The following is a 10,654-nucleotide window of genomic DNA, read 5'->3' on the forward strand; positions in this document are numbered from 1 at the left end:
TTCGCAAATGTTCTTACGAAAAGATGCCACGAAGCATTTTGTTATACGGGTTGATGAACTTATGCGAAAAACAACAATCTATGCGAAAATAGCCTTTATTAAAGTCAAATAATAATTATGTTATTTTGCCTAGAAAAGTGGTGAAATTTTGGTTAATTTTGATATAACAAGTTATATAATAAATAATATAAATTACTTAATAGTTTGACCAATTAACGAAGCTAGGGTGAAAAAATGATTAAGACAACACGGGTAAATAAAATTAAAGATTTTGTATTTGAAAAAAAATCCGTTTCTTTGGATGAACTCGTGAAAATGTTTAATGTATCCAAAAATACCATAAGGCGAGATATTCAAATATTAGTGGATGGCGGCGAGATCAAAAAAGTGTATGGCGGTGTTGCTGTCAACCACTCAAAACTTGAGTCTTTCCATGAACGAAAAATACGAAATCAGAAAGAAAAGGAATGGATTGCAAAAAAGGCTGCCCAATTTGTTGAAGATGGAGATATTATTTTTATTGACTCTGGGACCACGACCATTGAAATGATTGAACTATTAAAAATGAAAACCTTAAGCATTATCACGAACAGCCTTGAATTAATTATTCGCGCTCTCCCCTTTGAAAACTTAAATGTAATATCGCTTGGAGGCATCCTTGAACGTCAAACTAATTCTTTTGGAAGTGTCCAAAATATCGACCTATTAAAAGCCTATAATATTAATAAAGCATTCATGGCCTCAACTGGAATCTCATTAACAAATGGTGTTACAAATGCTTCACCACTTGAAAGCAAACTTAAACAGTCCATTGTTGAAAAAAGCAAAGAGGTCTTTTTATTAGTAGATCATGACAAATTTAATAAACAATCTTTAATCACCTATTGTCCCTTAGAGGACATCAACTGTATCATCACGGATGCAGTGCCTGAAAAAGAATATCAAGACTTTGCGAAAGAAAATAATATCCATATTGTAATAACCAATCATTCCTCATAAAAGCATTTCATCAAAAAGTAAAGAGACACTTGATCCCTTTACTTTTTGATTTACTTAAAGAGCTCCCTGCCAGTTTAAGAGATCCCGTCATAGGTATTCCGCTGTAGCAGAGGTTTGGTGATGTAGCAATTCCTCCGGAGTTCCTTCAAATAGAACTTGGCCACCATTTTTTCCACCTTTTGGCCCCATGTCAATTACCCAATCTGATTGCTTAATGACATCAAGATTATGCTCTACAACAATCACGGTATTGCCATGATCTACAAGTTGATTCAAAAGCTTCATTATCATATTAATATCCGCTCCATGTAGCCTGGTTGTCGGCTCATCCATCACATAAATACTTCCTTGGGGTTTTTAAGTGACTGGCGAGTTTAATCCGTTGGCATTCCCCTCCGGAAAACGTATTTGTCGGTTGTCCCAAAGTCATTTAACCCGTTACGACATGCAATACCTTTAATTTATTTTGATTTCCTCGGCTGAATGAAAATTACAATCTCATTTTCCATATTGCAACCTCCTCGAATAAGGAAAAAAAATACCCTTCCCGAACGGAAAGCGTATTTTTTCTAAAGTCAATTCACCACATAAATGCGGATCAACCTTTTCCATAGGATGCCACTTATACCCAGCCCCTGTAACCAGAGGCTTCTGCTATTTTTCTAATGCCAACCATATTAGCAGCCAAGCGCATATCGACTTTACGAATTTTGGCAACTTGATAAATAGTTTCGAAAGAATCAATCATAATCTTCTTAAGCTTTTCGTCAACCTCTTCTTCGGTCCAATAATACCCTTGATTATTTTGTACCCACTCAAAATAGGAAACAGTCACACCACCAGAATTGGAAAGAATGTCCGGTACAAGGAAACCCTCGCGTTCAGTTAAAATTTTGGTTGCTTCCAGTGTCGTAGGTCCATTCGCAGCTTCAACCACGATAGATGCCTTAATATTTTCCGCATTTTTACGTCATGGTTTCTTCCATTGGACGGTTATTTTCCACTGCATTTAAATCAATGCAGGCACGTCCAATCGCGATGACATCGAATTCTCGATCTTCATTAAAGGTATATTTTATGGTTGAAAAACAGCTCCTAACGGTTTAATAGTCAAAATCGTTGTGGAATTTCCTGTTTCGCCCATTTCTGTTAATGAGCGAAGCATTCTTCAAACCTTATTCGAATGTTGGTGCTTTATATCGTGCAGTGACAACTTTTTTACGAGTAAAGAAGTCCACACTGTCTTTCCCATTTGCATGCAAGGTTCCAAAGAAGGAAGACTTCCATCCAGAGAATGGGAAGAATGCCATTGGTGCTGGCACACCTAAATTCACGCCAAGCATACCTGCATCAATATTTTCACGGAAGTAGCGGATTGATGAAGCATTGGTTGAGAAAATGCAGGCACCGTTCGCGAATTCGGATTGGTTGGCGATTTCTACCGCTTCTTTTAAGTTTTTCACTTTTACGAGCGATAATACTGGAGCAAAAATCTCATCTTTCCAGATCTTCATGTCCGTTGTTACCTCTTCAAAAATGGTTGGTCCAACGAAGTAGCCTTCTTCTAGAACACGCTCACGTCCGTCTAGTACTAATTTTGCTCCTTCCTCGACACCTTTCTCAATATAGCCAATGGTACGTTTTTGATTTTCCTCACGAATCACTGGTCCTAAGAAGATTCCATCATCTAAGCCGTTACCCATTGTGATTTCTTTTGATTTTTCAACAAGCTTTGATACGAATGCATCATAGACACCTTCTTCTACAGTTACAACAGAAGTGGCCATGCAGCGCTCTCCGGCAGAGCCGAATGCAGAACCGATAATATTTGTTACCGCATCGTCAATTTCAGCGTCATTTAGGACAGTAACATGGTTTTTCGCACCGGCTAATACTTGAACACGTTTTAAGTTTTCGCTTGCACGCTTGTACACATATTCACCAACTGGCTTAGAACCAACAAAGGAAATAGCTTTTACTTCTTTATTGTCTAAGATTTCGTTTACTACATCATGCGCACCGTATACTACGCTGAATACGCCTTTTGGCAGGCCTGCTTTTTCAAATAGCTCAACAAACTTCTCTACTAAAAGCGGTGTTTTTTCAGATGGCTTTAAAATAAACGCATTACCAACTGCGATCGCCATTGGGAACATCCAGCATGGTACCATCATTGGGAAGTTGAATGGTGCGATCCCACCAACAACACCGATTGGATAACGATAGTTAGTTGCTTCAATATCTGTTGCGATGTTTGTGAGGGAATCACCCATCATAAGCGTTGGAGCACCGGCAGCAAATTCAACATTTTCTAGTCCGCGAAGAACTTCTCCTCTTGCTTCTGACAATGCTTTACCATTCTCTATGGTGATTATATGGGCTAAATCTTCTGCGTTTTCTTGTAATAATTGGTGGAAGTTGAACAATACTCTTGCACGTTTTTGAACCGGAACATCTTTCCATGTTTCAAATGCCTTTTTTGCAGCTTCTACCGCTAATTGTACGTCTTCCTTTGTAGAATGCGGCACACGAGCCATTACTTCTTTTGTTGCTGGATTATATACATCTTCATATTTGGTTGTATTGCTTTCAACCCATTCACCATTTATGTAGTTTTTAATTGTTCTCACTTGTGTTGCTACTTCTGCCATGATTTCTTCCTCCTTAAATTTTCATCTAGATTCTATTAAATGATGATTTAACTAAATTGGAAATCTGTTAATACCTTCCCAACACAATCTAAGATGGTTGTAACTTTTTATCTATTTATTGTTATGTTTTGGTTAAGTGTTGGTTATGTTTGATTCCATAATAAGCCTAAAAGCGTTTTCAGTCAATCATATTTCAGTATTTTTTTATTATTTTATTTTATCTGAACAATAAGGTTTAACTTCCTAAATATTTTCGATCACGTTACATGAAAAAGTTTCACACGAAAAAAAGCTGACTCCAAAAACAACTTTTTGGGTCAGCCTCATTTTTAATCTAATCCACCAAATTTAAACAGTTTCAATAATCATATCCATTGACCAAACCATAAAATTAAAAGTATAATACAACCGAACATAAGTTTAATAATTAAACAAATGTTTAGAAATTTCTATAATCTTATTACATCTATGGGAGGCACAAATTTGGAAAAGCATAAAATAATCCGATACTGATTATACTACTTTTTTAAAATCTAAATAGTGGCATTTCTTATAGGAAGGATGGGAAAATGTTAAAAACATATACCTCACTAACAATTTGTGTTGTAGTATGGGGCAGTAACTTTGTATTTGGTAAAATTTTGGTACAAGACTTTTCCCCAACGCTGTTAACCTCACTTCGACTTCTGTTTATAGTCCTTTTTTTGATGGGATTATCCGCATACAAAAAACAATATAATAGAATGAATACAACGGATATACTTGCTGTAGTTTTTCTAGGAGTTATTGGTGTTTTTATAAACCAATGGTCTTTTTTTATTGGCTTACAAACAGCTGACCCAACAACATCTGCGCTCATATTAGCAACGACCCCTATATTAACCAGCTTTCTTGCTGCTATTTTTTTAAAAGAAAAACTAACGATTCGAATGTTTTTAGGGTCGATCGTAGCGATAATAGGAATTTATTTTGTTGTGACAAAAGGAGCTTTTACATCCTTACATTTTGAAAAAGGACTATTATGGATAGTTATCACAATGATCACATTCGCCATAATGATTATAATGACGAGACTGCTTTCACAAAGAATAGATCCCCTGGCGATTACTTTATATTCGAATATAGTGGGCTTTACTGTTTCCGTTCCTTTTGCATTTTTTCTAGATACACCAGTACGTGTAAGCTCGAGAGTGTCTGATTGGGCTTTGCTTATTGGAACTGCCGTTATTGTTCATGGCATGGCTAATCTAATTTGGAATGCGAACATTCGACATGTCGATGCATCAAAAGCTTCAATATTGTCGAATTTAGAGCCTTTTGTAGCAATGATCATGGGGTTCATTTTATTATCCAAACCAATCTCCAATGTAGAACTTTTAGGCTCTTTCTTTATAGTTGGTGGAGTAGTTTTATCGACATATCAACGAAAAAAGCTAAGAGGAATATATTAAAAGGAGAATCTTTTGCCCTTATGCGATTTAAATCTCGGCCAAAATGAAAGCTGACATTGAAAAACTTGTTGCTTATTGTCAGTCAAAAGATGCCGATCCAATTGGGTTTGGGAATGTCTACAGGAGGTCCGTTCCTCACTCAAATCTTACCAGGAGTAAATGGCATACAATGTATAAGGATGCAAAAGTAAATGTAGCAGTGGATTTTAAACTGATAAGGACTGGGCTGGTGGATTAGGATTCATTGTCACTTGAAAAATGTTTTTGACTATATACGCTTAACGATTAAAAAAGCGGTTGCTTAAACCGCTTTTTTCGAATGAGCATCATAAAATCCTTGATACGTTTGGTCAATTAGCTCCAAAGAAAACCGATTTCTTGGCACAAACTCAACCAATTAATTCAGTTTCTTTTTTTTTGATAATCATCTTTATTAACCCTTCAACTAGTACCGGTACTTCCTCAAATGCACTTTTCATGTGAAGGCGCTCTGTCCGTTTATGGGCGTCTTTACCGAAAGGTCCCACGTTCAGTACCGGCGCTTTGAGTTGTTTCATTTCTTCGAATGGGATGCTGTAGCTGTCTCCCCAAACCGGTGTGTTGGCGACAAAGGAATTCCAGCCCTCATTCGCATCGTTGTAATTCACATAGCTTAGGTCGCAAATGCCATTAAAATAGTGGATTTGCTGAACAGGCAGCCCAAACTTCTTCATGCCCTGTTCCTTAACGTAGTCCGCGCATTCGGTTATAAATTCACAATCCGATGAGTTAACAGCCGGATAATACGGCGGTGCATAAAGCAAAATCATCGCAGGGGCAAGCTCTTGGCACTCAATCATTAACGTATCAGCAATATGGAAGGACTTTTCGCGATCATCCCAATCACTATTGATAAGAACTTCCGCTTTAACCGAATTAACGTAGTCCTGACCAAGCTTCTTAACGGCATGGTCCAATAGATCCTCATACCGGATTACGCGAACTTCCCCTACCGGTTTCACTCCCTGAGCCGCACAGATTCTTTGATAGTGCGCATTGCAGGACTTAGCTGCATCCCTGGCAATCTCTTCAAAAATGTCCATAATTTCCGCTGCATTTCGCTTCATTAAAAAGACATTGTACAAAGCAGCCGCACGGAATGGTGTCTGAGCTGAATACTCCATTTTTAAATCCTTTTGCTGTAATGTAACCGGAAGCGGTGTCTTCTCGCCCATCACTGTTTCCTCGAGCTTGACGTTCCACTCCATTTCCTGCGTCATAAAGGAAGCAATATAGTTCGCGGTAATTCCACTTAGCGGTTCGCCAACATGAGTTTCACGTCCGTAGAAAAGGGCAGAAGGCATAATTTTACCAATAGAGCCCGAGTAGATATAGTAATTAAGGTCACCCGGCTTCTGGGCAAACACCGGCTCTCCGTTTAAGAAAAGCTTATATTTAAGAGTATGCTCTTCTCTCATTTCTACTAATTTCAAAACAGCTGCGCGCATTCCCGCTGAATTGACCTCTTCATCTGGGACTGTTAATAAAACGAGATTGATTGGCCATTCTTCCGTGGAAGCCTTTTCAATTAAACCCATATGCATGACGAGACCCATTTTCATATCCATCGTACCGCGTCCAAACAAATATTCACCTGAAAGAAGATCTTCCCGCGCATCTTCTGGCAGGCTATCGATTCGACTATGAAGCAATTTCGTCAATTCCTCAGGCTTAAAGGCATATTCTTCAATATCTCCGTATTCCTCTGTAAAAACCGTATCAAAATGGCTAATGAGAACAATGGTGTCCTCGGCCTCTGGATGTTTGTATAGAGCCGTAACCAATCTTCTTCCTAAATCCGCATCATGAAGACCTAAGTGGTCAGGGTTCTCTTGAAAATAAGGCAAACTTTGCAATTTCGCTGCAATCTTCTCAGGGAATTCCTTTTCTCCTGCTGTCAATGTCCGGCTTTCCCAGCTAACGACCTCACATAACAAGCGGCGAAGCCCTTCTTTTGTTGCCCATTGATATTCTGTCATGCCTTTCATCTCCCTAGTTTAATAAAGCTGTTGCAACACATTCAGGATAAACGTGCTGCAACAGAAAGGTCAATTTATATTTAGAAGCGTAATGACAAGCAGCTTAATCCGCCATCCAATTTACGGAACTCCGTTGTGTCGACTTCTAGCGTTTTGTAGCCAGCATCTTCAAGGTTTTTCTTTGTTTGCGGGAAGCCTGCAGGAACGATAATATAATCATTCACGCGGATGCAGTTTGCCGCATACTCTTCTTCGGGTGGAACGATGATTTTTTTATAGGAATTAAAGTCAGCATGGTCAATGAATTCACCTGCAACCAATATGGTTTCTTCTCCAATATAGTTAACTCCCGTTTTTAAGTGGAAGAATTTCTCTAACTCTACAATGGTAGCTTTGTAGTTTTCAGACTCAAGGATTTGCTTCAATTGTTTGGCACCTTCATGGTTGGTTCTTGCGGAAATACCGATATAGAAATGATCTTCAATTTGTAAAATATCACCGCCGTCAAGAGTTCCAGGTGCTTCAATACGATAAAATTTTTCATAAAAATTCTTTAATGCCGGCTCCATTTCAATAATTTCGCCATTACGAGTTTCAGCGCCTGGATTTGTCACAACCGCAAAGTCTGGTGTAAGAACAGCTGTGTCCTCTACAAATGTGGAATCAGGGAAGTATGCATTTGCAGGAAGGACAGTAACTTCTACACCACAAGTTTTCATTGCTTCAATATATGAAGCATGCTGTTCGAGTGCCTTTTCATAGATTGGGGTTCCAAGATCAGAAGTAGTTAATCCGTTTACATATGTTTCTCCAGGGGTTTTGACAATGACTTTTTTAAACATTTGATAGCCTCCTATTTTTTCACATAGTGGAATTAGATTTTATAAAATGGAATTTATAATTTGATAGTAATTCAGTTTGATAATCATGTCAATATTTTTAATTTGCAGAACTTTCTTTTTTCAAAAAATAATGTATAGTAATATTAATGTTCCACCATACGGAATTAAAGGTCACTATATAGAAAAAGGAGTTGAACATATGCAAACGATTGATCGTGCGATGGAAATCATCGGAATTATTTCCGGAAATGAAGCAGCGAAGTGGCTGTCGATAACGGAAATATCGAAGGAATGCGACCTGGCCGTCAGCACTATCCACCGCCTATTAAATTCCATGAAAAAATACGGACTGATTCAGCAGGATCCGGACTCAAAGCTTTATACATTGGGGAATAAATGGCTGGAGTACGGACTGCAGTTGTATGATAGTTTTGATTTTGTCGGCCTGATTCGCCCGGAAATGGAACGGTTGATGAATGAGGTTGGAGAAAGTATTTATTATAATAAGCCGTTTGGGTTGGAGTCGCTTGTGGTCGAGAGGATTGATTGTCCAACCAATCCGATTCGAATCTATGACCAGCTCGGCAACCGCATTCCGATGCATATCGGTGCGGCCAATAAGGTGATGCTTGCGTACATGCCGCGGGAAGAGGCAATGAAAATTGTTGGAACCCTGGTCTCCGTCGAGGAACAGGATGTGTTTTTGGAAAAATTACAGTTGGTAAAATTACAGGGCTATGGCATCAGCCATGGGGAGAAAACGAAAGGAACATCGGCTATTGCTGCCCCTATTTTCAACCAAATGAATGAGCTGATAGGCTCCATCAGTATTGGTTATGTTAATTTTGAAGTCACCGAGGAACGGCAAAATTTATTAATTGAAAAAGCAGTAGAATATGGGAGAAGAATTTCTACTAAATTAGGATATGGAAAAGGATAAGCGGGGAATGATAGATTCCCCGCTTATTGAAATTCCATTTTCAGCGGAAAAGGAGAAAAAATTGAATAACGAACAACAAACCTGATCATCTATGATCAGGTTTGTTGTTCGTTTAGTGTCCACCCCACACGGACTGAATCAACAAAAAATCCACGGGCGGTGCCTGTCACCGTATGGGATCACCACAATTCGTCTAGCACATCTGACTGTATTAGGTTAGTATCAATGTTGCAGGTTTTTCCGTCGATTCCGTATTGCCAGATGGAGACGTTCACTTTGTCGGGAGCGTTCGGTTTAAATTTCGGTGCACTGTCTTTGCCTGTGATGCCAGGGCCCGGGTTGCTGCTCCAGATGATGGTATGCTTTTGAATATCCTTATCCTTCCCGATCGCTTTTTTATAGGCAGAAGTAACACTGCCATCTTTCGTAAACACGCCGTAAATCCCTGGCTTATAGACCGATTTCATCAAGGTATCAACCCATCCGCGAATAAACCCATCATCGACTGGAAACTTCGGTTCAATATCAGCGAAAATCGCTGTACCTTTTGGAATTTCTATCTTTTTGGCATAGGTGATGGCTTCTTTTGCTTCGGACACCCCTTTTTTATAGACGGTGGCATCGGTGAAATGATTGAAAATCGGGATAACTTTTATTCCTTGCCCGTGAAGAAAATCCACTTCCTTCTGCGTCAGCCCTAGCGAAATTCCCTCTTTTGTCTCCAAATAGCGGCCAAACACGGCTGGTTTTCCATAATTCTCTTTTACACATTTTAAAAATGCTTTATCTACTTTTGTGGCGGAATCGGCACCCCAGAGAATCTTTGATTTGGATTTATCATCTGTTTTAGATGAAGGATTTTGTTTGGGCTCCTTTTTGGAAGGGGGCTGCGACTGAGGTTGCTTTTGAGGTTCCTTTCCGCTTTCCGGTGAATGATTCCCCATTGTCGGCTGTGTCTGCGGTGAATCTGAATGTTGTTGCACTCCATTTTGATTGAAAAAAACAAAAAGTAACGGAAGAACCAATATGGCACTTAAAACGATTGTCCAAAACCATTTTCGTGTTTTCATACTTTCCCTCCATTCGACATTCTGTTTGACAATGTATGCGAATGGAAATTCGAACGTGTGGGCAGCCGGTCCTACAGGGGGGCATGAGCACCTAATGAAAATAAGCCTCTCCCTTCAAATGGGAAATCTTGATATAATAACAATAGATTAAGGGAGGTGTATACAGATGGAGAATCATTTCAGATTGTCTGGTACTTCTGCCACTCATGCAAAGCCTGATTTTGGAAAGGCGATACTTTGCATGGGGCGAAACATTTAATTTGATCGCCAACCGGCTTTTCTAATATTTTGGCTTTGCACCTTATTTGTTCAAAATAAGGGGCTGGCAAGAATGAAATATATCAATGCAAGCAAAGTTTTACCTGAAAAGCTGATTGTGGAAATCCAAAAATATGTTCAGGGAGAAACGCTCTATATTCCCAAACCGGAAACGGAGTATAAAAAATGGGGAACTTCAAGTGGCGGGAGACAGCTGCTTGATTACCGCAATAGCGCCATAAGAAAAGCATTTAGCAATGGCAGCAGCATCCATCAATTAGCTGAGGAGCACTACCTCTCAACGGATACAATCAAAAAAATTGTCTATTCGAAAAAGACATAAGCTATCAGCACTGGTGAAAATCTTTCATCAGTGCTTTTTTATATAATGCTATTTTCGCATAGATTGTTGTTTTTCGTATAAG

The 10,654-nt window shown here is 39.0% G+C and carries 9 protein-coding genes and 3 pseudogenes; 5 read left to right on the forward strand and 7 right to left on the reverse strand.

The features are described from left to right. Positions 1 to 234 precede the first annotated feature (234 nt). Positions 235 to 999, forward strand: a complete 765-nt coding sequence (locus BIV60_RS25200) for a DeoR/GlpR family DNA-binding transcription regulator (RefSeq protein ID WP_071358453.1) — start codon at positions 235 to 237, stop codon at positions 997 to 999. 87 nt (positions 1,000 to 1,086) lie between these two features. Here the strand turns inward: BIV60_RS25200 and BIV60_RS25205 are convergent. The 4 genes and pseudogenes from BIV60_RS25205 to BIV60_RS25215 form a co-directional block, all read right to left on the reverse strand. Then, a pseudogene (locus BIV60_RS25205) lies at positions 1,087 to 1,429 on the reverse strand (excinuclease ABC subunit UvrA); the annotation flags it as partial. Positions 1,430 to 1,621: 192 nt separating this feature from the next. Beyond that, positions 1,622 to 1,966: pseudogene (locus BIV60_RS25210) on the reverse strand (glutamate dehydrogenase); the annotation flags it as partial. 1 nt (position 1,967) lies between these two features. Further along, a pseudogene (locus tag BIV60_RS29315) lies at positions 1,968 to 2,078 on the reverse strand (5-dehydro-2-deoxygluconokinase); the annotation flags it as partial. 96 nt (positions 2,079 to 2,174) lie between these two features. Next, a complete protein-coding gene (locus BIV60_RS25215; protein WP_071358456.1) occupies positions 2,175 to 3,650 on the reverse strand; it encodes a CoA-acylating methylmalonate-semialdehyde dehydrogenase in 1,476 nt (491 codons plus the stop codon). A gap of 569 nt (positions 3,651 to 4,219) precedes the next feature. On the opposite strand from BIV60_RS25215, the gene BIV60_RS25220 reads away from it, so the two are divergent. After that, complete coding sequence (locus BIV60_RS25220) at positions 4,220 to 5,101, forward strand: DMT family transporter (protein WP_071358457.1); 882 nt, start codon at positions 4,220 to 4,222, stop codon at positions 5,099 to 5,101. A 43-nt stretch (positions 5,102 to 5,144) separates the two neighbouring features. Beyond that, the gene (locus tag BIV60_RS31090; RefSeq protein WP_083402458.1) at positions 5,145 to 5,339 is read left to right on the forward strand and encodes a Ger(x)C family spore germination C-terminal domain-containing protein; all 195 of its coding nucleotides are present in this window, start codon (positions 5,145 to 5,147) and stop codon (positions 5,337 to 5,339) included. Between the two features lie 151 nt (positions 5,340 to 5,490). Here BIV60_RS31090 and BIV60_RS25225 read toward each other — a convergent pair whose 3' ends face one another. Further along, the gene (locus BIV60_RS25225) at positions 5,491 to 7,119 is read right to left on the reverse strand and encodes a M20/M25/M40 family metallo-hydrolase (RefSeq protein WP_071358458.1); all 1,629 of its coding nucleotides are present in this window, start codon (positions 7,117 to 7,119) and stop codon (positions 5,491 to 5,493) included. An 80-nt stretch (positions 7,120 to 7,199) separates the two neighbouring features. Further along, the gene (locus BIV60_RS25230; RefSeq protein WP_071358459.1) at positions 7,200 to 7,961 is read right to left on the reverse strand and encodes a dimethylarginine dimethylaminohydrolase family protein; all 762 of its coding nucleotides are present in this window, start codon (positions 7,959 to 7,961) and stop codon (positions 7,200 to 7,202) included. Between the two features lie 199 nt (positions 7,962 to 8,160). On the opposite strand from BIV60_RS25230, the gene BIV60_RS25235 reads away from it, so the two are divergent. Further along, the gene (locus BIV60_RS25235; RefSeq protein ID WP_071358460.1) at positions 8,161 to 8,901 is read left to right on the forward strand and encodes an IclR family transcriptional regulator; all 741 of its coding nucleotides are present in this window, start codon (positions 8,161 to 8,163) and stop codon (positions 8,899 to 8,901) included. A gap of 179 nt (positions 8,902 to 9,080) precedes the next feature. Here the strand turns inward: BIV60_RS25235 and BIV60_RS25240 are convergent, their stop codons facing one another. After that, positions 9,081 to 9,971, reverse strand: a complete 891-nt coding sequence (locus tag BIV60_RS25240) for a glycoside hydrolase domain-containing protein (RefSeq protein ID WP_083402459.1) — start codon at positions 9,969 to 9,971, stop codon at positions 9,081 to 9,083. A gap of 331 nt (positions 9,972 to 10,302) precedes the next feature. Between BIV60_RS25240 and BIV60_RS25245 the strand changes: the two genes are divergently transcribed. Beyond that, a complete protein-coding gene (locus tag BIV60_RS25245; protein WP_071358461.1) occupies positions 10,303 to 10,572 on the forward strand; it encodes a CD3324 family protein in 270 nt (89 codons plus the stop codon). Positions 10,573 to 10,654: the final 82 nt, after the last annotated feature.

It is taken from the genome of Bacillus sp. MUM 116 (assembly GCF_001866655.1).
GTDB lineage: Bacteria > Bacillota > Bacilli > Bacillales > Cytobacillaceae > Neobacillus.

Bases quoted from the DNA above. Each gene is read 5' to 3' on its own strand.
- BIV60_RS25200 (WP_071358453.1), top strand. From the start codon at position 235: ATGATTAAGACAACACGGGTAAATAAAATTAAAGATTTTGTATTTGAA.
- BIV60_RS25215 (WP_071358456.1), bottom strand. From the start codon at position 3,650: ATGGCAGAAGTAGCAACACAAGTGAGAACAATTAAAAACTACATAAAT.
- BIV60_RS25220 (WP_071358457.1), top strand. From the start codon at position 4,220: ATGTTAAAAACATATACCTCACTAACAATTTGTGTTGTAGTATGGGGC.
- BIV60_RS31090 (WP_083402458.1), top strand. From the start codon at position 5,145: ATGAAAGCTGACATTGAAAAACTTGTTGCTTATTGTCAGTCAAAAGAT.
- BIV60_RS25225 (WP_071358458.1), bottom strand. From the start codon at position 7,119: ATGACAGAATATCAATGGGCAACAAAAGAAGGGCTTCGCCGCTTGTTA.
- BIV60_RS25230 (WP_071358459.1), bottom strand. From the start codon at position 7,961: ATGTTTAAAAAAGTCATTGTCAAAACCCCTGGAGAAACATATGTAAAC.
- BIV60_RS25235 (WP_071358460.1), top strand. From the start codon at position 8,161: ATGCAAACGATTGATCGTGCGATGGAAATCATCGGAATTATTTCCGGA.
- BIV60_RS25240 (WP_083402459.1), bottom strand. From the start codon at position 9,971: ATGAAAACACGAAAATGGTTTTGGACAATCGTTTTAAGTGCCATATTG.
- BIV60_RS25245 (WP_071358461.1), top strand. From the start codon at position 10,303: ATGAAATATATCAATGCAAGCAAAGTTTTACCTGAAAAGCTGATTGTG.